The sequence below is a fragment of the Iodobacter ciconiae genome (assembly GCF_003952345.1).
Lineage (GTDB): Bacteria > Pseudomonadota > Gammaproteobacteria > Burkholderiales > Chitinibacteraceae > Iodobacter > Iodobacter ciconiae.
Genome location: NZ_CP034433.1, coordinates 1,774,522 through 1,795,774 on the forward strand (window position 1 = coordinate 1,774,522; position 21,253 = coordinate 1,795,774).

Genomic DNA, 21,253 nt, shown 5'->3' on the forward strand with positions numbered 1-21,253 from the left:
ATCTGAAGCCTTCTGCTTGATTCGAGTCTTTATGCGCTAGACGATTTGCAAAATAAGATACACCCGTTTTCTCCGTGCTCTCAGTGCCCTCTGTGATTTAAGATGTGGGTTTGTTGTGTACCTACCACACTTTTAATTAAGGCCTTCCTCGCCGCATGACCTCTCGTACCGACTGTTTCCATTGTGGTGAAACGCTTAGCTCTGATGCGTCCTTCCCTGTCACTTATCGCCACACTGAGCAGCCTACCTGCTGCGCGGGCTGTCAGGCAGTCGCCAATACCATTATTCAAAGCGGGCTGGACAGCTATTACACCCAGCGTGATAAACCGGCAGATCGCGCCAAGCCACTTCCCGACGAGCTGCTCGCTCAGCTCAACTTGTTTGATGATGCCAGTTTACAAGCCAGCTTCGTGCTCAATATCGATACAGATGTCCGTGAAGCTGCGCTCATTTTGGAAGGGATCAGCTGCGCGGCCTGCATCTGGCTAAACGAGCGTCATATCCGGCAATTACCAGGCGTGCTTTCCGCCAGCATCAACTACAGTACCCACCGAGCCCGCGTACGCTGGGATGAAAGAAAAATCCAGCTCTCCACCATTTTGCAAGCTATTGCCGCCATCGGCTATCGTGCCCAGCCTTATGATCAGGCACGCCAGGAAGAAGGCTGGCAAAAACAGCGCAAAAGTGCACTTTTCAGGCTTTGGGTCGCAGGCCTATCCATGATGCAAGTCATGATGTTTTCTGTGCCCATCTATATGTCAAAAGCAGGCGAGATTGCGCCGCAGTGGCTTAGCCTCATGCATTGGGCCAGTCTGGTGCTTACCCTGCCTGTCGTACTTTATTCTGCAACGCCCTTTTATGTTTCCAGCTGGCGGGATTTAAAACGCCGCCGCACAGGAATGGATTTGCCCGTAGCCATTGGGGTATTGGCAGCTTTTATTGCCAGCTGCTACTCACTCATCACGGGCCATGGCGAAATTTATTTTGATTCTGTATCAATGTTTGTTTTCCTGCTACTCACAGGCCGCTATCTGGAGATGAGTGCAAGGCGTAAAGCCGGTGCTGCGACCGAAAGGCTGGTCAAGCTGATTCCTGCTTTTGCCCACAAAATAGACGCTCAGGGCACAGTGGAGGTCACGGTTAACAGCCTGAAAACCGGCGAGCAGATTTTAGTCAAATCAGGCGAAACCATTCCTGTCGATGGTATTGTTCGTCAAGGCAGCGGAGAAGTGAGCGAGGCCCTGCTCACAGGCGAAAGCCTGGCCATTCCCAAAACAGCAGGCATGCCCGTTACGGGCGGTACGCTCAATTTAGCAGCGCCACTTCATATTGAAGTCAGCCATATTGGTGAAAACACCCGTCTTGCCGCCATCATACGTTTGCTGGATCAGGCTCTGGCCCAGAAACCACGCTTAGCGCTGCTGGCAGAGCAGGTTTCAGGCCGGTTTATCAGCGTGTTATTAATCACCGCCGCACTCGCATGGCTGTACTGGCATATGCATGACCCGATCCACGCCCTGCCTATTATGGTGGCGGTCCTTGTTATTTCATGCCCCTGCGCACTCGCACTGGCTACGCCAGTTGCACTGACAACCGCCACTGGCCATTTAGCCCAACTCGGTTTAATGATTGCGCGCAGCCCTGCGCTCGAAACGCTCGCACAGATCACGGATGTAATGCTCGACAAAACGGGTACACTCACCCACGGAGAGCCACGTATCCAGCACTTTATTGCCAGCCTTGCTACAGAAGAAAAAACACGTACCATTGCCGCATCACTGGAAGCTGCATCGGCCCATCCTCTGGCCCGTGCCTTTAGTTTACCGGGAGCCCCCCTGGCCCAGGATATACAAACCTACCCAGGCGGGGGGTTAAGCGGCGTAGTTGACGGTGTGCTGTACTACATCGGCCACCCAGAGTTTGTAAACCGCCAATGCACTATGCGGATGCCCGACACCGTCCGCCATGCAGAAGGAAGCCTGATTGCGCTGGCCAGTACAAGCGAATGGCTGGGCGCATTCTCTGTAGCTGATACCTTAAGAGCCGATGCAGCAGACGCCATTGCCGCACTGCACGCCGCAGGCTTACGTCTGCACCTTGTATCAGGTGATAACAATGCCACGGTACAGGCACTGGCTTTAAATATGCATATCGAAAACGCTGTCGGCAGAGCAACACCGGGAGACAAGCTGGCTTACATCAATACACTACAGCAGCAGGGCCGCCGTGTATTAATGATCGGGGATGGCGTCAACGATGCACCAGTTTTAGCACAGGCAGATGTATCAATGGCCATGGGTGCGGGTGTGGATGTAGCGCACGCTGCAGGTGATATGATCCTGCTCAACAATCAGCTCAAACGCTTGCCCCAGGCGCTGGCACTCGCCAAAAAGACCCGGGCAGTTATCCGTCAGAATTTAGCCTGGGCAATTATTTATAATCTGGCCGCACTACCCTTGGCTGTATGCGGCCTGGTTACCCCCTGGATAGCAAGCCTGGGCATGGCGTGCAGCTCACTACTGGTTGTTGTTAATGCGTTGCGACTTAGAGGAAAAAACTAAATGGAAAGCCTGTATTTACTCATTCCTCTATCTGTTTTACTGGTTTTTTTAATTGGAATTCTTTTCTGGTGGTCAGTCAAAGGAGGACAATTTGATGATATGGAGGGCCCTGGCTGGCAGGTCGTGCAAGACGATGACAGCATGCTTGTGGAGAAAAGTTCCTCTGAAGAAAGAAAAAACAAGGAATTTAAATCTGACGGAGTGTAAAATACGCTATCTGACGAAAGGCATTGATGTACGTCAATAAGACCAACTGCTGAAGCAGCTAGAGTTCAGCGGGCATAATTACATAAGAAATATTCACAACCAGCAAAGCCAGTTTTTCCTTACAACGGGCTATATGCGGGTAATTGTACATTTTTCAAGTCCACATTCTCAAAGTCCAAGCTGTTGGAGATCAATCGGAGCTCGCATGGAACACCAAGCTACATACAACTACAAAGTGGTGCGGCAATTTGCCATCATGACAGTCATTTGGGGGATTGTCGGGATGCTGGTTGGCGTGATCATTGCTGCCCAGATGTACTGGCCGGAACTTAACTTTGGCCCTTACTTTCATTTTGGCCGTTTACGACCACTCCACACTAATGCAGTTATTTTTGCATTTGGTGGCTGCGGCCTGTTTGCCACATCCTACTACGTGGTTCAGCGCACCTGTAATGTGCGGCTGATCTCCGATAAACTCGCCGCCTTCCACTTTTGGGGCTGGCAGCTGGTAATCGTTTTAGCCGCCATTACTTTACCTATGGGCCTAACCCGCGGTAAAGAGTATGCCGAGCTGGAGTGGCCAATTACCTGGCTGATCGCAGTGATCTGGGTCGCCTACGCCATTGTATTTTTTGGCACGATTGCCAAACGTAAAGTGAAGCATATTTATGTCGCCAACTGGTTCTATGGCGCATTTATTCTTGCTGTGGCATTGCTGCATATTGTGAACGGCCTGGCCATCCCTGTATCGGCAACGAAATCGTATTCTGTTTACTCCGGTGCAATTGATGCCATGGTGCAATGGTGGTATGGCCACAACGCAGTAGGCTTCTTCCTGACAGCAGGCTTTTTGGGCATGATGTACTACTTCGTACCCAAACAGGCAGGCCGCCCGGTTTACTCCTATCGCCTGTCCGTGGTTCACTTCTGGGCATTGTGCTTTACCTATATGTGGGCTGGCCCGCACCATCTGCACTACACAGCGCTGCCTGACTGGACCCAATCGCTAGGTATGGTGTTCTCTCTGATTCTGCTGGCACCAAGCTGGGGCGGCATGATCAACGGGATTATGACGCTGTCGGGTGCATGGCATAAGCTGCGTACCGACCCGATTTTGAAATTCCTGGTTACTGCGCTGTCGTTCTACGGCATGTCCACATTTGAAGGCCCGATGATGGCCATCAAAACAGTGAATGCACTGTCCCACTATACAGACTGGACGGTAGGTCACGTTCACTCGGGCGCTTTAGGCTGGGTAGCGATGATTACCATCGGCTCGATCTACTACCTGATTCCACGCCTGTTCAATAAAGAAGAAATGTATTCGGTGAAACTCATTGATACACACTTCTGGATTGCAACAATTGGTGTTGTGCTTTATATCTCCTCGATGTGGATTGCCGGTGTAACACAGGGTCTGATGTGGCGTGCAGTCAATACAGACGGTACTTTAACTTATGCCTTTATTGATTCAGTTAAAGCATCCTATCCGTATTACTTTATCCGCTTCCTGGGTGGCCTGTGCTTCTTGTCGGGCATGTTATTAATGCTTTACAACGTGCTGCGTACCGTTTTCTCGGGCCAAGCCGTCGATGCCAAAATTCCGGCCATCGCTCAACACGCCTGATCGAACGGAGAGATAAACCATGAAAAACTTTGTGAATCAGCTACAAAAACGGGTTGAAGAAAACGTTGCCTTCTTAATCATCCTCACTCTCATTACGCTTAGTATTGCGATGCTGGTTGAAATCTTGCCGCTGATGTTCAGTAATTCAACCACCAAGCCAATTGATGGCGTAAAACCTTACTCTGCACTGGCTTTAGCCGGGCGGGATGTTTACATTCGTGAAGGCTGCTACAACTGCCACTCACAAATGATTCGCCCTTTCCGTGCTGAAACCGAGCGTTATGGTCATTACTCTGTCGCAGGTGAATCTGTTTACGATCGCCCATTTCAATGGGGCTCCAAGCGTACAGGACCGGATCTGGCTCGTGTAGGTGCGCGTTACTCGGATGAATGGCATCGTGCTCACTTGATGAATCCGCGAGATGTTGTGCCCGAATCCAATATGCCGGCTTTCCCGTGGCTTGCTGCCAATAAAGTTGACGCGGCAATTATGCCCGCCAAGCTAAAAGCACTGAAGACACTGGGCACCCCATATACCGACGCTGAAATTGCTGATTCCGTAAAAGCAGTGGAAGGCAAAACAGAAATGGAAGCTGTGATTTTCTACCTGCAGGGCTTGGGTCTTGCACTCAAGAACAAGAGGTAATTCATCATGGAAATGCTCAACGATCTGCGTGTCTTTTCGACCGTAATCAGCTTTATCTGCTTTGTGGGTATCCTTGTCTGGGCCTGCAGCAAAAACAGCAAAGCATCCTTTGATGAAGCAGCGCAGCTGCCATTCCTTGACGATGATCTGCCCTCATCAAACAAGACCTCCTGATTTCTAGAGGATATAAAAAATGACAGATTTTCAAAGTATCTTTTGGGATTATTGGATCGCGATCATTGTGATCGGCGGTATTGTGGCAATGACTTTGCTCTTAATGAGCCAGGGCGTTGCAAAACTTAAAAAAGGCGAAAATGCCGAAGTAACCGGCCATAAATGGGACGGGGATTTGGAAGAGTACAACAACCCGCTGCCAGGCTGGTGGGTCATGATGTTTTACATGACCATTGTATTTAGCGCGGTATACCTTGTACTCTACCCTGGTGTCTGGGGTGGTCTGTGGAAATGGACCTCTTCCGATCAGTACGGCAAAGAGGTTATACAAGCTGATTCCAAGTATCAGGTACTGTACGATAAGTACTCCAAAATGCCGATTGCAGCTGTTGCCCAGAATCAGGAAGCCAAGGATATGGGTAAACGCCTGTTTCTGACTTACTGTATTCAGTGCCATGGTGCAGATGCACGCGGAGCTAAAGGGTTCCCTAACCTCACTGATAGCGACTGGCTCTACGGCAGCTCGCCAGAAAAAATCCTGGAAAGCATCGCAAGTGGCCGTCACGGCCAGATGCCGGCATGGGGCGCGGTACTTGGTGAAGAAAAAGTAAAAGATGTTGCCAACTATGTATTGCAGTTGTCTGGCAAACCACGCAATGAGCTGCGTGCCAGCCGTGGCGCTGAAACATTCAAGCAAACCTGTGTTGCTTGTCATGGCAGCGACGGTAAGGGCAATCAGGATTTGGGTGCACCAAACCTGACTGACAATATTTGGTTATATCAGGACACGGAAGCGTCTATCATTGAAACCGTAACCAATGGTCGCAGCAATGTAATGCCAGCATGGAAGGATTTCCTTGGGGATGCCAAAGTGCATTTACTGGCTGGCTATGTTTATGGCCTCTCCAATAATGAGAAAGCAAAGTAAACAGGGTATCCTGGGTGTCCTCGCAAAATATCGCCGGGACAATGCCCAACACCACTAAAACGGGCGGGTTTATCCCGCCCGTTTTTCCTTGATCGAAATCCTTTGTACTGAAATTCATGCAAAGCGTTTTGCCTGGAGTAGTTTTAAAATGAGTAAAAAGTTACGAGATATCCCCGTCACCCTAATCAAAGGCGATGGCGAATATGAAGAAATCCACCTCTATAGCAAACATAAAAAAATCTACCCGCGCTGGGTAAATGGTTTATTTAATCGCTGGCGTATCCTGTTTGTTGCAATCACTCAGCTATTCTTCTACAGCATGCCCTGGCTGCAAATAAATGATCGCCAGGCACTACTCTTCAATATCAGTGAACACACTTTTTATATCTACGGTTTTGTTTTTTTCCCACAGGATTTCATCTATCTCACCGCCCTGCTCCTCGCCAGTGCAATTGGCCTCTTTGCCTGGACAACGGCCGGCGGGCGACTCTGGTGTGGTTATGCCTGTCCTCAGACTGTCTATACCGAAATTTTTCTCTGGATAGAAAAATGGGTGGAAGGCGATCGCATGGCACGTATCAAGCTTGATAATGCGCCTGCCACTGCACGCAAAATTCGTTTAAAAACGATTAAGCACAGTATCTGGATTATTCTCTCCCTCTGGACCGGTTTTACCTTTGTGGGTTATTTCACCCCAATTCGCTCGCTATGGAGCGAAATAGCTCAATTTGGCCTGAGCCCCTGGGAAACTTTCTGGGTGTTTTTCTATGCATTTGCCACCTATGGCAATGCGGGCTGGATGCGTGAGCAAGTCTGTAAATATATGTGCCCCTATGCTCGTTTTCAGAGCACCATGTTTGATGCAGACACCTTAATTATTTCTTATGATGCCGAACGTGGTGATGCACGCGGCAGCCGTAAAAAAGGCGCCGACTACAAAGCAGCCGGCCTTGGCGACTGCATTGATTGCACGGTATGCGTGCAAGTTTGCCCCGTGGGCATCGATATCCGCGATGGCTTGCAATACGAGTGCATTGGCTGCGCCGCCTGTATTGATGCCTGTGATGAAATTATGGATAAAATGCAATACCCTCGCGGCTTGATCCGCTATACCACCGAAAATGCACTGGAGCACAAATATCCGGAACGCGATATCATCAAAAAGATCACCCGCCCACGCGTGATGATGTATGTCTTGGTACTGATCATCATTCTGGGCATTACCATCGGCTCTTTAGTCATACGAAAACCAATTAAAGTTAATATATCCCGCGATCGGATGACCATGGTGCGCGAAGTTGAAGATGGCTGGCTGGAAAACAGCTACCGCTTACAAATTCAGAATGCAGATGAAAAAGACCACAGCTATATCATCACCACCGATGGCCTGTCCGGATCAAGAACTATTATCGAAGGCACCGGTCAGATCTTTGTGCCTGCTACCGCCAGCCAAGACATTGGTGTGCGTGTTCAGGTTGCCCCAAGTAAAGCAGGCCCCGGCGGACATGAAATGCATTTCATCATTACGGCCAGCGACAATCCGGCTATTCAGGTTCGTGAAAAATCTAGCTTTTTAGGACGATAAAATGGAAAAAGACCCAATGGAGAATCAACCCTGGTATAAACACTACCATGTCTGGCTGCTGATTCTTTTTCCTGCAGCAGCTGTCATTGGTGGCATTAATATGCTTTTCCAGGCCATCAAAACCGATGATGGCCTGGTCAGTGATGATTACTACAAAGAGGGGCAGGAAATAAACAGCCAGATCCATCGTGATACCAAAGCCGCTGCGCTGGGCCTGAGCGGCCAGCTCATGCTGGGCGAAGACGGCCAATCCGTTCGTATTCAGCTCAATAAAGCTGTCAAAGATGATTTAATACTAAAGTTGATGCACCCCACCCGCGCGGGTCAGGACCAGACCGTTATCCTAAGCAAGCAGGCACCTCAGTTTTATGCTGGAAAACTAAAAAATGCCCTGACCCAGCCCCGCTGGCAGGTGGAGCTAAGTGATACAACCCTGCAGTGGCGCTTAAAAGCCGAATGGAAAATCAGCGATGCTGAAGCCCTGGCACTCACCCCGGTGCTTTAAATTTTCGATAGTCCGCTCAACGCGGGCTATTTTTTTGCCCATAAAGACATCAGCTAAATAAGCTTAGCTTTTTACCATAGCGACCATGCCGCACCATCAAAAAAACAAGCTTACCAAGCCATCATCAACCTACGACGTGTCAACCAAAAATTCAAAAGTAAACTTAGTTCCATCATTGCAGTGTAACTATTACGCCAACCCAATGTTAATTAAGGAAGTTTGATGAGAAAAGACATTCTGTTACCCTAGCCGCACTCAAATATCAAACCACTCCGTAACAAATAAAACCTATAAATCTTCCATCACCCCAGCTATTTACCCCAAACGCATGAAGTCGGTATCAGCCCGGCCTTTCTTCTGTAACAAACGCTCACGCCTCATAAATGGCCAGCGCACTCTTATCGGTGATTCTATGCCACGTATGATTCAATACTTTGCCAGAAGAATGAGTAATCGCTCTAGTGACATCACCCCTCGCTTTATCTCACGCAGCTGGCTTATAGTACTCATTCCCTCCTTTATTACCCTTACCGCCTACGGTGTTGCAGAGTTCGGACCAAAAGAAGAAATAAAACTCAATACTCAGACCGAATTACTAACCATGCCACCCTTATTATTTACCCAGAACCATAGCCCGATCTGGCATGAAGATGTAGTTCGTGCAGGGGACACGCTGTCGGCGGTACTTAACCGGCTAAACATTGACGACAGCCTGGCCAGCCAGTTTATCAAAACAGACCCTATCGCCAGAGCCTTATTTGAGCTGCATGCAGGACGTAGCTTAAGGGCAAAAACGGAGCGCTCGGGTGCTTTACTGGAACTGCATTACCTCAACAATAAAAACCAGGAAATAAAAATTACCCGCCAAGGCGATAGATTTATCGCCAGCATCAATGAAGTGAATACCCAGCAACACACAGTAGTTAAATCCGGCACGATCAACAGCTCGTTTTACGCCAGCACCGATCAGCTCAATATTCCTGACGATGTCACCAAACAACTCATCGATATTTTTTCCGGTCAGATCGATTTTCACCGTGGCCTGCAAAAGGGAGACCATTTTAGCGTGGTGTATGAAAGCTTTACCCATGACGGTATTGAGATTAAAACAGGAAAAATTCTGGCCGCTGAATTCAACAATAAAAATAAAACCCTGCAAGCACTGTGGTACGCCCCTCCGGGCAATAGTGAAGGGGCTTATTACACACCAGATGGCAACAGCCTAAAGCAATCCTTTTTAAAAAACCCGGTTGAATTCTCAAGAATCAGCTCCGGTTTCAAGCTACGCTTTCATCCCGTGCTAAAATCATGGCGGCAACATAAAGGGATTGATTTTGCGGCATCCACCGGCACCAGAATCATGTCCTCAGCCGATGGTGTGATCAGCAAGATCACCCAGGACAACAGCGGTTATGGCAAGCATATTGAAATCAACCATGATGGCAAATACAGCACGCTTTATGCGCATATGTCGGCGTTTACCCCCGGCTTAAAACAGGGCTCTAAAATCCAGCAAGGCCAGGTTATCGGTCTTGTTGGTGCTACAGGCCGGGTCACTGGCCCACATTTGCATTACGAATTTAAAGTCAATGGCCAGCAAGTTGATCCGATTGCGCTTAAGCTGCCGACGGCCAAACCTATTGAAAGCCGGCATTTAGCACACTTTCAGCCCATTGCCGCTCAAGCCAGGGATCAATTGGCTTTCCTGCATAAAATAGAGCAGGCGCGCGCTGATTAAACAATAGGTGCTTTATATGGGTAAAATCCATTCCAGGCACAGAGCAGAGAGATAAAGATTGAACGGGCAGCGGTTATTTTTAGGTTTAATGACAGGCACCAGTCTGGATGGTATTGATGTGGCCCTGGTCGATTTTGCTGGCTCATCCCCGCGTTTAATTGCCGCACAGGGCACACCATTAAGCGATGATCTGCGTAGCCAGTTACTCGCCCTTCAATTGCCGCAGCCAAACGAGCTGCATCTGGCCCAGTTAGCCGCCAACGTACATTCTGATGCCTGTGCCGACGCGATTCATGCTCTGTTGGCACAAGCAGGCTACGCTGCCAGCGATATCGAAGCCATCGGCAACCACGGACAAACTATTCGCCACCGCCCGGAGTGCGGCTATACACTGCAAATTGGCAACCATGCCCGCCTGGCTGAAAAAACAGGTATTAGCGTAGTTGGAGACTTCAGATCGCGCGATGTCGCCGCAGGCGGACAAGGTGCGCCTCTGGTACCCGCATTTCATCAGGCCCTATTTGCCAGCCCCACAGAAAGGCGGGCTTTGCTTAATATCGGTGGCATTGCCAATGTTTCCTTACTGATTCCTCAGGAAAATACCTGTGGCTTTGATACCGGGCCAGGCAATGTACTGATGGACCTGTGGATTAACCAGCAGCAAGGCCTGCGTTACGATAAAGACGGCAACTGGGCTGCAAGCGGGCAGGTCTTACCCGATTTACTCACCCGTTTTTTGCAAGACGGCTACTTTGCCCAGGCCGCCCCCAAAAGCACGGGCAGAGACTTATTTCATCAAGACTGGCTGAATGGGCATCTTGCCCATCGCAGCGATTCACCTGCAGATGTGCAAGCCACACTCTGCGCCCTGAGCGCCCGCAGCATTGCCGATACGCTGCGAGCACAAAAAATAGACACACTTTATGTCTGTGGCGGCGGCGCACATAATAAAACATTAATGCACATGCTTGCCATTGAGCTTCCCGCCTCCCACATCACGACTACCGAAGCACTGGGAGTTGCACCTGACTGGATGGAAACCTACGCCTTTGCCTGGCTGGCAAAATGCTGCATAGACCGCAGTCCGGCAAATCTGCCCACTGTTACCGGCGCCCGGGGGCTGCGTGTGCTGGGCGCAATTTGGCCCGTATAAGCACAACACCCCACCCTCAGCCATTCAAGGCTTTAATGAGCGCCTTACAGACTTTGCTCCGTTAAAATGGGTTGAAAATGCCAGATTAAAACGCCAGGCAAAAAAAGCCGTTCTATATGGCGCCCTTCTCGGTTAGACTTGGGCGCAATTCCCTGCGGATAAGATTTTTATGCATCAGACAAACCAATTCGATCTTCTTAAGTCCCGTCGTTTTCTGCCCTTGTTTATAACTCAATCACTAGGCGCATTTAATGACAATCTGTTTAAAAATGCACTCTTAGTCATGATCACCTTTCATGGCCTATCTGCAGCAGGACTAAGTGCCAATGCACTTGTTAATGCTGCTGCCGGGATATTTATCCTGCCCTTTTTTTTATTCTCATCATTTGCAGGGCAATTAGCAGAAAAATACGATAAAGCCCGTGTTGCTCAATGGGTGAAACTGCTTGAAATCGTTATTATGCTGGCTGCAGGTATTGGCTTCTGGCAAAAAGACGCTGTTATTTTAATGAGCTGCCTATTTATGATGGGTGTGCATTCCGCACTTTTTGGCCCATTAAAATATTCTATATTGCCGCAATATTTAAAAGACCAAGAATTATTAGGCGGCAACGGCCTGATTGAAATGGGGACATTTGTCGCCATTCTTCTGGGGCAAATAGCCGGTACGATCATTATCCAACACCAGCCACATGGTGAATCTTTAATTATCTGGGCCTGCCTTGCTGTAGCTATTTTAGGCTGGATCAGCAGCCGGAGCATGCCTGCGGCGCCTGCACCGGTAAAAGACCTTAAAATCAACTGGAACGTATTTTCTGAAACATGGCAAATTATTAAACATGTAAAAGAAAATAAAACTGTATTTAACAGTCTGTTGGGCATTTCGTGGTTCTGGTTTTTTGGTGCGGTGTATTTAACACAGCTACCCAGCCTGTCTAAAAATATTTTAGGCGGAGATGCTTCAGTCTACACCCTGCTTGTTGCACTTTTTTCAATCGGGGTGGGCTTAGGCTCTGTACTCTGTGAAAAACTTTCCGGGCGCAAAGTTGAATTAGGTTTAGTACCTTTTGGCTCTCTGGGCTTGTCATTTTTTGGAATTGATCTCTTTTTTGCTATAGGGCAGCCTGCAAGCGCCCACTACTCACTATCAGAGTTTATTAGCCTGGCCTCACATTGGCGCATTATGGCCGATATCGGCTTTATGGGAGTGTTTGGTGGCCTGTTTATTGTCCCACTCTATGCGCTGGTACAAATCCGGACCGAAAAAGAATTTACCTCACGGGCAATTGCTGCGAATAATATTTTAAACTCACTCTTTATGGTTATTGCAGCGGGAATCAGTATTACCCTTCTTAACAGCGGTATTTCTATTCGCGGCTTATTATTAATTGTTGCCCTGATGAATATCGGCGTATCTATTTATATCTATACGCTGATACCAGAATTTATGATGCGGTTTCTGGTATGGATCATGACCCATACGCTTTATCGGGTACGCCATCAAGGTTTAGATAACATTCCGGAAACAGGCCCGTGCGTTTTAGTCTGTAATCATGTGAGCTTTATGGATGCCATGATTATTGCCGGGGCAATCCGCCGTCCTGTTCGCTTTGTAATGGATCACCGGATTTTTAAAATCCCTGTGCTTAATTTTATATTCCGCACAGCCGGTGCTATCCCTATTGCACCTATGCGTGAAGATCCGAACATGAAAGAGCAGGCTTTTAATAAAGTAGCCGAATATTTAAATGATGGCGAGATTATTTGCATCTTTCCAGAAGGAAAAATCACCCATACCGGTGAAATTAATACCTTTAAACCCGGCATTGATGAAATTATTAAGCGCACTCCCGTACCGGTAGTTCCAATTGCCCTGCAGGGCTTGTGGGGCAGTTTTTTTAGCCGCAAAGATGGTGCAGCAATGATGAAAATGCCACGCAGTATTTGGGCCAAAATCGGCTTTACAGTGGGTGAACCCATTCCTGCAAAATTGGCAAGCCGCCAGTCTTTAGAAAAACAAGTCCGTGCATTGCGCGCTGACTGGAAATAAAAAAAGCAGCCAGAGTTATAAACTCTGGCTGCTTTTAAAAAATAAACTCTATTCCTGACTAATTACAAATACCGTCACCCAAACCCAGTCCACCCCTTTTTCAATAACGGCCCCCAGGCGAACCATAAAGACCCGTTCACGCGCCTGAACACGATAAATTTTATCTGTTCCATAATCAGCAGAGTGCAAAATCAGCGTATTTACATTTTTACCATCCATTTGATGCGGCAAATATAAAGCGCTGCGCACATCGGGCAAATCTACCACACCAAGCGAAGCATTTGCTGCCAAAGAAATTTGCTCGCGCCGATTTTCTTTTTCTAGATATAAATTAACGGCAATAGGCGTTAATGCCAATGACTGAATACCCACATAAACTTCATCGTCCCCCAAACGGTTTAAACGACGAATAACACCCAGATGCCAGTTTTCATTGCGTCCCAGACGGTTGGCCAGCAATAAGCCGGGCCTGACCCACTCATTTTCAGAGAGATGCACAACCGCACCATAGCCCCCTACACTTTCATTTTCTACACTCCAGACCTGCCAGTCCTGCTGCCTATTCTCTAGTATTTTGGAGTAGCCTCCTTTTTCTTTTATGCGGGTAGAAACAAAACCGTAAAGACGCATATCCATAACTTCATCATAATCACCTTTGCCACGATCATCTCCCAGACCTCTGCGTGTGTTTTTATCATTATCTGCACGCACATGGGTAATAATCGAATCAAGACCGGAAATGATATCGGCAATTTTTGCAACTTTTTTACGCTCGCTTCTTTGCACTACACTATTACGAATACTCATCGACCAGAAAAGATCAAGATGTTTGAGTAATTCAACCGCGAGGGGGGCAGGACACTCTTTACCCATACCCAAATCACGCGGAGTAGCCCCATTGTCCAGCCGACGCAAAACATCTTCCAATTCGCGCATTAAATCATGCAAGCTCCAGTAGCGAAATGGCTCACCCTCACTTTCTGCCTGAATTTTTTGCACGCCTTCAGCCGCTTGCAAATTCACACATAAATGGTAGCGTCCCTCCTGAAATTTACGTGATAACTGAATTAATTTAGACCATTGATTAAGCCAATAATCTACCCAATCAATTTGCCTTACTGATAAATTATTATTAGACAGAGAGCCCAGCATCAGCATCTGAATATATTCATCAGCGCACGAGGTCACTTCATTTAAATGGGATGGATACAAAGGAAATGGATTACTGTCACACCCTTCTATTTCAGAAATACGATAAAGCTGATGCGATAAAGTCCATAGCTTAGGAGGCACTTTCTCAAAACGAAAATAATGCCATTTAGCTTGAATAGACAAATAATGCAAACTACGTGCCAATACTTTGGGCATCAATAAAGCTAATTCAGCTTTTTTGCTACCCTCCATTTCTGACTGAACAAATAGCTGGTATACCGAAGACATATCCGCCGCAAAACTGGTAATCTGTTTCCACAACCGGCTTTCAATATCTTTAGACATCCGCGGGTTAACGATATATTGGTAACACACTGCTTCATACGAAGACTGAACTGCATCATCAATCAACAATAAAGCCTGCAGGCTATCTAAAGTCGCAACCCGTCCTTCACTCATAAAAGCAGTGATTGCCGCATGAATTTTTAACTGCTGAGACTGCGTATCAGTTTCCTGCAGGCGCTTGCACCACGCTGTAGCTGCTTTCGCATTTACAAATGGCGATTTATCCTTAGAAAAAATAGCACTGAAAATATTATGCATAAAATCGCCTATCAGGCATTAGTTACCCCATTGGGATCGGATTCTTCCATTAGCCAGGTTCTGGCATCATCGCTTTCAGTAAACAAACCAATCTCTGCATCCGTAAATAAACGGCTCATCCATGCCGACCAGGTCACCCATTGATCAGAGCTCACCACAGCCACTCTCTGAAATTTTTGCCCATGCTCACGGATAAATTTAATTTCTTCCCAAGCCATGTCAAGCGTATAGCTCAGCATTTCATGTAAATCAAATAGCAATGCAACGGGGCCATAAAATTCAGACTGATAAAGAACTGCTTGCTCAAATTCGCGATAATCCTGCAAGGTAAACGCACCAAAAACCATGATCTGAATATAATCATTTTCATGTGAAATGCTAATCATCACGAGCCCCCTGGAAGAAAACTTACGAATACATATTTTTTTAAATAATAGCCTCAGCCCAGTTTACTGAGCTCGCCCCTACTTAAACAAGCGCTTACATTTATATGTAATTATTTATATCATCTATTGAAAAATTTACCTGTTTTTATTATTCATTAATTCTTGCCAATAGCATTTATCAATGCATAAACAATTCAAAAAAATCATTACAAATCAATCATCTTTAACCACAGACAATAGATTATATTCATTATAATAAATCAACAATAAAATCCAAACCTGCAAGACCTAGGTACCACACACAGATATACAGCCATGGCTTATAATTTTTGTAAATCAATCAATAATTGACGGGTACACAAAGAGCCCTCCCCCAAAAGAGCAGAAAACGCCTGCCTCATCAGTAATTTGCCCTGCACCGCAGCACTCATATAATCACCCTTAGCAAATGCCAACAATACTTCCCCGTCATACTGAGGATAATTTTCCCGAACAGGAATAATGCCTTCTGTGGGATCAAAACTATACCGACGCCCGGCCTCAATAGGCTGGCCAGTGCAATGCAACCAGTCCACCCCATAGCCTATTTCATCAAGCAAGATGCGCTCAAACTCCCGTAATACCGGCTCTACACCCAGACCATCAGCAGGTAGCACAGAAAGTGCCCTGACTGCCTCAAAGTAGCTGGCAAAAAGCATAGGCTGGGGCTCATCACGAGGCAAAAGACGTAAAAGTAATTCATTGAGATAAAAACCGCAGAGTAGCGGCAAACCATGCAACTGTGGAATCCCTCCCTGCCAGTCAGCCGAATGCAACGTTTTTAGCTCGCCCGCACCAAACCAGGACAAAAGCACCGGCTGAAAGCCAAGTAAAATGCTGCGCAGCTGCGAGCCAGGGCGCTGAGCGCCACGAGCAACCATCATGACACGGCCATGATCCCGGCTAAACACATCAAGCAAGCGGCTGGTTTCTTTATACGGATACTGATGCAGTACAAAAGCGGCCTGAGTGTCAATGCGTTGCTTAGGTCTTGCTGCCACCGTATTTTATTCGTAGCCGTACTGACGAACGAGGCGTGTGTCATCCGCCCAGCCACTTTTCACTTTAACCCAGACTTCCAGAAATACCTTGGCATCAAAGAGTTTCTCCATATCCTGACGGGCTTCGGTGGCGATGCGCTTTAGCTTTTCGCCATTCTGGCCGATCAGCATAGCTTTCTGTCCGTCCCGATCAACTAAAACAGCAGCATGGATGCGGCGTAATTCGCGCCCTTCACGGGTTTCGCCATCTTCGAACTTTTCAATTTCTACAGTCATGGAATACGGCAGCTCTTCTCCCATGAGGCGAAAAATCTTTTCGCGAATGATTTCTGCCGCCAAAAAACGCTCATTACGATCAGTCACCTGATCTACATCGTATAAGGGCACAGACTTTGGCAAGAGCGGTTCAACCACTTTTAGCAATACATCAATGCTTAGATTTTTTTGCGCAGAAATAGGCACAATGGCATGAAATTTAAAACGCTCATTCATCGCTTCAATAAACGGGAACATTTCATTTTTGTCTTTCAGCTCATCAATCTTGTTGAGCACCAAAAGTACAGGACGATTATCCGGCAGCAGCTTTAAGACTTCTTCATCTGCAGCACTAAAATAACCCGCTTCAATCACATACAAAATCACATCCACATCTGCCAGCGTACTGGTTACGCTGCGATTCATAGCCTGATTCAAAGCATTCTGGTATTTGGTTTGAAAACCGGGCGTATCAACAAACACAAATTGAGCCGTTTCCGAGCTATGCACACCCGTAATGCGGTGGCGTGTCGTCTGCGCTTTGCGTGAAGTAATGCTGATTTTTTGTCCAATCAATTGATTGAGCAGAGTCGATTTACCCACATTAGGGCGCCCCACAATGGCCACGAAACCACAGCGAAAATCGTCCGCTTCATTTGGAAGTTCTATCTCGCTCATATACGTTTACCTTTTGCTGCCAATTTGGCAGCGTGTTTACTTTTTAACGGGGCGTTATCCGATTTATGTTTACCGGGAAACTGCTCCCTTAGCGTGACAAGTGCGGATTCGGCAGCTAATTGCTCCGCAGCACGGCGGCTCGTGCCGACTCCTTTAGTGAGTAATTTAGCCTCAGCAATAGAGCAACTCACTTCAAAAATCTGATCTGGCGATTCACCATCCTGCCTGAGGATAGTGTACGCCGGTAGCATATAGCGACGCGCCTGCAGCCACTCTTGCAAACTGGTTTTAGCGTCTTTTGCACCCAATAGCGGATCAATGGCCGCAATTCTTGTCGCAAACAATGCATTAACGACCGTATCAACGGCGTCAAAACCACCATCAAGCCAGATTGCCCCAAAAATAGCTTCCAGGGCATCGGCAAGAATCGAGGGGCGGCGGTGGCCACCACTTTTTAACTCACCCTCGCCTAACCAGATAAAATCGCCCAAGTTCAGCTCGCTGGCGATGCTTGCCAAAGCCTCCTGACGCACTAAACTGGCACGTAAGCGGGATAAATCCCCTTCAGGCAGCTTAGGAAAAGTCAAAAATAAAGCCCGGGCAATCAGCGAATTTAAAATCCCATCGCCAATAAACTCCAGGCGCTCATTATGCGTAGAAGAAAAACTGCGATGGGTTAAAGCCTGCTTAAAGAGTCCGGGCTCTTTAAAAGAATAAGAGAGCACCTTTAACAGGCGCTCCGAAGGAAGAACAACACTCACAACTAATTACCCGCAGCTTGCTGCGCATTCGATTTTTTAATATCAAAAGCGAACAACAGGCTCATATTTCCTACCAGCGGAACAACCCGCTCGTAGCTTAAACTGACTGTCGTACTGCCAGCAGACTGGTTTACGTCTAATTCAGCAGCACTGATATCGCGAATATTATCAACCGCTGCCTGACGCATAAAACCCTCGCGAATTGCTGCAGGCGGCTGTACACCGTATTCCTTCACCGTACGCTCGATCGCTTTTTTTACCGTAAAAAATTCCAGATAGGTTGGTACAATTTTCAATGCTGTAATAGCAATAACGGAGCCTACAATGGCAAACATCAAAAAGGAACCGAAAGAGACTCCACGCTGACGATTAAACATAATTTATTCCTTTAGCGAATCGGGGTACCAACGCGCCCCAGATCTTTAAAATTAAGCCAGATAAGAAAAGCTTTACCCACTACATATTTATCAGGCACAAAGCCCCAATAACGGCCATCGGCGCTATGGTCACGATTGTCACCCATCGTAAAGAAATGACCTTCAGGCACTTTGCAGCTAAAGCCTTCTTCGTCATAGCGGCAGTTTTCTCTATATGGAAAATCGCGAACTTCACCCAAATTAACCGAAGGCACATCAGCCATGGCAAGTGTTGAATAATCGTGCGTGCCCAGCTTTTCATTAAACTGTTTGTTATTAACCAGATAGGTACCTTGCTCAACATACTCATGATCCGGCATATCAGTCGTTGGTACAGCCTGGCCATTCACGGTCAATTTCTTATTACGATATTCAACCGTATCCCCCGGCAAACCAATCACCCGCTTAATATAATTGAGTGAAGGATTTTCCGGAAAATTAAACACCATCACATCACCATGCTCTGGCTTACCCACAGGAATCATCACATTATTAATAACCGGAGTGCGTAAACCATAAGCAAATTTATTCACCAGAATAAAATCACCAACAACTAAACCGGGGCGCATTGAGCTTGATGGAATTTGAAACGGCTCCACCAGAAAAGAGCGCAGTACAAACACAGCCAGTAAAACAGGAAAGAAACCGCGACCATACTCAACCCAGTCAGAAACAGGCTTTTCACCCCGTTTCTTCGCCCAAACAAACCGGTCCAGCCCCCAGATGACTCCCGACACCAAAACAAAAATCAGCATCGCCGCTGAGATAGAGCAATATTGCACCAGCACAATAAACAGCCCCATCACCACACAAAGGTAGCCATATTGCACCAGGGAAGGCGGCTCACTCCCTTTACGCTCGTGCTTGGCACCGATGGCCACCAGGACCGGCCCTAAAATAACGAAAACAATTCCGAGAAACAACCAGTTCATCCGTTTTCCTTTTTTAGATACGTATTACTTATCGCTCACTTGCAAGATCGCAAGGAAAGCTTCTTGTGGGATTTCAACATTACCGACCTGCTTCATGCGTTTTTTACCCGCTTTTTGCTTGTCGAGCAATTTACGCTTACGCGAAACATCACCACCATAACATTTTGCCAGTACATCTTTACGCGTCGCTTTTACTGTTTCACGCGCCACAATCTGGCTGCCAATTGCAGCCTGCACCGCCACATCGTACATCTGACGCGGAATCAGCTCACGCATCTTGGCCACCAGCTCACGGCCACGATACTGGCTGCTGCTGCGATGGATAATCAGGCTTAAAGCGTCTACTCGCTCGCTGTTAACCAAAACATCCAGCTTAATCAGATCTGCCACCTGAAACTCTTTAAAATCGTAATCGAGCGAGGCATAGCCACGGCTTACCGATTTAAGACGATCAAAGAAATCCATCACCACTTCGGCCATCGGCAAATCGTAGCTCAGCATGACCTGGCGGCCCATATATTGCATATTGCGCTGATTACCACGCTTTTGATTACACAGCGTCATCACCGCACCCACGTAATCCTGCGGCACCAGAATCGTTGCTGTAATGATCGGTTCACGAATTTCTTCGTACTTAGACGGATCCGGTAATTTGGACGGATTTTCGATATGGATCACTTCACCAGACTTAAGCAGCAGCTCATAAACCACGGTAGGCGCAGTGGTAATCAGGTCCATATCAAATTCGCGCTCTAAGCGCTCCTGCACGATTTCCAGGTGCAATAAGCCTAAAAAGCCGCAGCGAAAGCCAAAACCAAGGGCCTGGGAAACTTCAGGCTCATAATGCAGGGAAGCATCGTTTAACTTGAGCTTTTCCAAAGCATCACGCAATTTTTCATAATCATGGCCTTCAATCGGATACAGGCCCGCAAATACCTGTGATTTGACTTCTTTAAATCCCGGCAAAGGCTCGGTAGCCGGCTCTTTAGCCGTCGTAATGGTATCTCCGACCTTGGCATTGGCAATTTCTTTAATGCCGGCAATGATAAAGCCCACTTCACCGGCTTTCAATACGGTTCTTTGTACTGTTTTAGGCGTGAATACGCCGACCTGTTCGCACAAATGCTGCGACTTGTTCGACATAAACATGATTTTTTCTTTCGGACTAAGCTGGCCATCAACCACACGCACCAGCATCACCACACCAACATAATTATCAAACCAGGAATCGACAATCAACGCTTTTAACGGCCCATTTGGATTTCCCTTAGGCGGCGGCACTTTAGTGATCAGCGATTCAAGAATATCTTCAATACCGATACCGCTTTTGGCAGAAGCATGAACGGCATCGGTCGCTTCAATCCCGATAATGTCTTCAATTTCTTGAATCACACGTTCAGGGTCCGCTGCTGGCAAATCGATTTTATTTAAAACTGCCACCACCTCTACGCCCTGCTCCAGCGCGGTGTAGCAGTTAGCCACCGTTTGCGCCTCGACACCCTGCGAGGCATCGACAACCAAAAGTGCGCCCTCACAGGCCGCTAGTGAGCGGCTTACTTCATAAGAGAAGTCAACGTGTCCGGGAGTGTCAATCAGATTAAGATTATAAATCTCACCATTACGGGCTTTATAAGACAGCGCAGCAGTCTGCGCCTTAATCGTGATACCACGCTCTTTTTCGATATCCATCGAGTCGAGCACTTGCGCACTCATTTCCCGCAGCTCTAAGCCGCCGCAAAATTGGATAAAGCGATCAGCCAGCGTACTTTTGCCGTGATCGATGTGAGCGATGATCGAGAAATTACGAATATGATCCATTGGCCTGCCAGATATTTCACGAAAAAGGGGTACGCGAT

The 21,253-nt window shown here is 47.4% G+C and carries 19 protein-coding genes; 11 read left to right on the plus strand and 8 right to left on the minus strand.

Annotated features, from left to right (window positions below):
• Positions 1 to 155 precede the first annotated feature (155 nt).
• The 11 genes from EJO50_RS07795 to EJO50_RS07850 all read left to right on the plus strand — a co-directional run bounded on the left by EJO50_RS07795 (position 156) and on the right by EJO50_RS07850 (position 13,174).
• Positions 156 to 2,561, plus strand: coding sequence for a heavy metal translocating P-type ATPase (locus EJO50_RS07795; protein WP_125973051.1), 2,406 nt, complete (start codon positions 156 to 158; stop codon positions 2,559 to 2,561).
• Positions 2,562 to 2,768 (plus strand): cbb3-type cytochrome oxidase assembly protein CcoS, encoded by a 207-nt coding sequence (gene ccoS / locus EJO50_RS07800; protein ID WP_125973053.1) that lies wholly within the window; start codon positions 2,562 to 2,564, stop codon positions 2,766 to 2,768.
• Between the two features lie 205 nt (positions 2,769 to 2,973).
• Positions 2,974 to 4,395, plus strand: coding sequence for a cytochrome-c oxidase, cbb3-type subunit I (ccoN, locus tag EJO50_RS07805; protein WP_125973055.1), 1,422 nt, complete (start codon positions 2,974 to 2,976; stop codon positions 4,393 to 4,395).
• Positions 4,396 to 4,414: 19 nt separating this feature from the next.
• Positions 4,415 to 5,041: a cytochrome-c oxidase, cbb3-type subunit II gene (gene ccoO, locus EJO50_RS07810; RefSeq protein ID WP_164521453.1), complete on the plus strand. Its 627-nt coding sequence runs from the start codon at positions 4,415 to 4,417 to the stop codon at positions 5,039 to 5,041.
• 6 nt (positions 5,042 to 5,047) lie between these two features.
• Complete coding sequence (locus EJO50_RS07815) at positions 5,048 to 5,215, plus strand: cbb3-type cytochrome oxidase subunit 3 (protein WP_125973057.1); 168 nt, start codon at positions 5,048 to 5,050, stop codon at positions 5,213 to 5,215.
• A gap of 19 nt (positions 5,216 to 5,234) precedes the next feature.
• A complete protein-coding gene (gene ccoP, locus EJO50_RS07820) occupies positions 5,235 to 6,143 on the plus strand; it encodes a cytochrome-c oxidase, cbb3-type subunit III (RefSeq protein WP_125973059.1) in 909 nt (302 codons plus the stop codon).
• Between the two features lie 148 nt (positions 6,144 to 6,291).
• The gene (gene ccoG / locus EJO50_RS07830; RefSeq protein ID WP_125973061.1) at positions 6,292 to 7,728 is read left to right on the plus strand and encodes a cytochrome c oxidase accessory protein CcoG; all 1,437 of its coding nucleotides are present in this window, start codon (positions 6,292 to 6,294) and stop codon (positions 7,726 to 7,728) included.
• A gap of 1 nt (position 7,729) precedes the next feature.
• On the plus strand, positions 7,730 to 8,233 hold the full coding sequence (locus tag EJO50_RS07835) for a FixH family protein (protein ID WP_125973063.1): 504 nt from the start codon (positions 7,730 to 7,732) through the stop codon (positions 8,231 to 8,233).
• A gap of 412 nt (positions 8,234 to 8,645) precedes the next feature.
• Complete coding sequence (locus tag EJO50_RS07840; RefSeq protein ID WP_164521454.1) at positions 8,646 to 9,971, plus strand: M23 family metallopeptidase; 1,326 nt, start codon at positions 8,646 to 8,648, stop codon at positions 9,969 to 9,971.
• 58 nt (positions 9,972 to 10,029) lie between these two features.
• Positions 10,030 to 11,124, plus strand: a complete 1,095-nt coding sequence (locus tag EJO50_RS07845) for an anhydro-N-acetylmuramic acid kinase (protein ID WP_206434481.1) — start codon at positions 10,030 to 10,032, stop codon at positions 11,122 to 11,124.
• Between the two features lie 169 nt (positions 11,125 to 11,293).
• Complete coding sequence (locus tag EJO50_RS07850) at positions 11,294 to 13,174, plus strand: MFS transporter (RefSeq protein WP_125973067.1); 1,881 nt, start codon at positions 11,294 to 11,296, stop codon at positions 13,172 to 13,174.
• A 48-nt stretch (positions 13,175 to 13,222) separates the two neighbouring features.
• Here EJO50_RS07850 and EJO50_RS07855 read toward each other — a convergent pair whose 3' ends face one another.
• From EJO50_RS07855 to lepA, 8 genes are all read right to left on the minus strand, one after another.
• The gene (locus EJO50_RS07855) at positions 13,223 to 14,929 is read right to left on the minus strand and encodes a cyclic-di-GMP receptor FimW-related protein (protein ID WP_125973069.1); all 1,707 of its coding nucleotides are present in this window, start codon (positions 14,927 to 14,929) and stop codon (positions 13,223 to 13,225) included.
• Between the two features lie 11 nt (positions 14,930 to 14,940).
• Positions 14,941 to 15,315 (minus strand): SpoIIAA family protein, encoded by a 375-nt coding sequence (locus EJO50_RS07860; protein ID WP_125973071.1) that lies wholly within the window; start codon positions 15,313 to 15,315, stop codon positions 14,941 to 14,943.
• 320 nt (positions 15,316 to 15,635) lie between these two features.
• Complete coding sequence (gene recO, locus EJO50_RS07865) at positions 15,636 to 16,355, minus strand: DNA repair protein RecO (RefSeq protein WP_125973073.1); 720 nt, start codon at positions 16,353 to 16,355, stop codon at positions 15,636 to 15,638.
• 6 nt (positions 16,356 to 16,361) lie between these two features.
• Positions 16,362 to 17,288, minus strand: coding sequence for a GTPase Era (gene era, locus EJO50_RS07870; RefSeq protein ID WP_125973075.1), 927 nt, complete (start codon positions 17,286 to 17,288; stop codon positions 16,362 to 16,364).
• A complete protein-coding gene (gene rnc / locus EJO50_RS07875; RefSeq protein WP_125973077.1) occupies positions 17,285 to 18,049 on the minus strand; it encodes a ribonuclease III in 765 nt (254 codons plus the stop codon). The genes era and rnc overlap by 4 nt, the downstream gene beginning before the upstream one ends.
• Positions 18,050 to 18,051: 2 nt before the next feature.
• Positions 18,052 to 18,426 (minus strand): DUF4845 domain-containing protein, encoded by a 375-nt coding sequence (locus EJO50_RS07880; RefSeq protein WP_125973079.1) that lies wholly within the window; start codon positions 18,424 to 18,426, stop codon positions 18,052 to 18,054.
• Positions 18,427 to 18,437: 11 nt separating this feature from the next.
• Positions 18,438 to 19,397: a signal peptidase I gene (lepB, locus tag EJO50_RS07885; RefSeq protein ID WP_125973081.1), complete on the minus strand. Its 960-nt coding sequence runs from the start codon at positions 19,395 to 19,397 to the stop codon at positions 18,438 to 18,440.
• Between the two features lie 24 nt (positions 19,398 to 19,421).
• Positions 19,422 to 21,215, minus strand: a complete 1,794-nt coding sequence (gene lepA, locus EJO50_RS07890) for a translation elongation factor 4 (RefSeq protein ID WP_125973083.1) — start codon at positions 21,213 to 21,215, stop codon at positions 19,422 to 19,424.
• Between the last annotated feature and the right edge of the window lie 38 nt (positions 21,216 to 21,253).

Excerpts from the sequence above, each read along its gene's own strand:
- EJO50_RS07795 (WP_125973051.1), top strand. The coding sequence starts at position 156 with ATGACCTCTCGTACCGACTGTTTCCATTGTGGTGAAACGCTTAGCTCT.
- ccoS (WP_125973053.1), top strand. The coding sequence starts at position 2,562 with ATGGAAAGCCTGTATTTACTCATTCCTCTATCTGTTTTACTGGTTTTT.
- ccoN (WP_125973055.1), top strand. The coding sequence starts at position 2,974 with ATGGAACACCAAGCTACATACAACTACAAAGTGGTGCGGCAATTTGCC.
- ccoO (WP_164521453.1), top strand. The coding sequence starts at position 4,415 with ATGAAAAACTTTGTGAATCAGCTACAAAAACGGGTTGAAGAAAACGTT.
- EJO50_RS07815 (WP_125973057.1), top strand. The coding sequence starts at position 5,048 with ATGGAAATGCTCAACGATCTGCGTGTCTTTTCGACCGTAATCAGCTTT.
- ccoP (WP_125973059.1), top strand. The coding sequence starts at position 5,235 with ATGACAGATTTTCAAAGTATCTTTTGGGATTATTGGATCGCGATCATT.
- ccoG (WP_125973061.1), top strand. The coding sequence starts at position 6,292 with ATGAGTAAAAAGTTACGAGATATCCCCGTCACCCTAATCAAAGGCGAT.
- EJO50_RS07835 (WP_125973063.1), top strand. The coding sequence starts at position 7,730 with ATGGAAAAAGACCCAATGGAGAATCAACCCTGGTATAAACACTACCAT.
- EJO50_RS07840 (WP_164521454.1), top strand. The coding sequence starts at position 8,646 with ATGCCACGTATGATTCAATACTTTGCCAGAAGAATGAGTAATCGCTCT.
- EJO50_RS07850 (WP_125973067.1), top strand. The coding sequence starts at position 11,294 with ATGCATCAGACAAACCAATTCGATCTTCTTAAGTCCCGTCGTTTTCTG.
- EJO50_RS07855 (WP_125973069.1), bottom strand. The coding sequence starts at position 14,929 with ATGCATAATATTTTCAGTGCTATTTTTTCTAAGGATAAATCGCCATTT.
- EJO50_RS07860 (WP_125973071.1), bottom strand. The coding sequence starts at position 15,315 with ATGATTAGCATTTCACATGAAAATGATTATATTCAGATCATGGTTTTT.
- era (WP_125973075.1), bottom strand. The coding sequence starts at position 17,288 with ATGAGCGAGATAGAACTTCCAAATGAAGCGGACGATTTTCGCTGTGGT.
- EJO50_RS07880 (WP_125973079.1), bottom strand. The coding sequence starts at position 18,426 with ATGTTTAATCGTCAGCGTGGAGTCTCTTTCGGTTCCTTTTTGATGTTT.
- lepB (WP_125973081.1), bottom strand. The coding sequence starts at position 19,397 with ATGAACTGGTTGTTTCTCGGAATTGTTTTCGTTATTTTAGGGCCGGTC.
- lepA (WP_125973083.1), bottom strand. The coding sequence starts at position 21,215 with ATGGATCATATTCGTAATTTCTCGATCATCGCTCACATCGATCACGGC.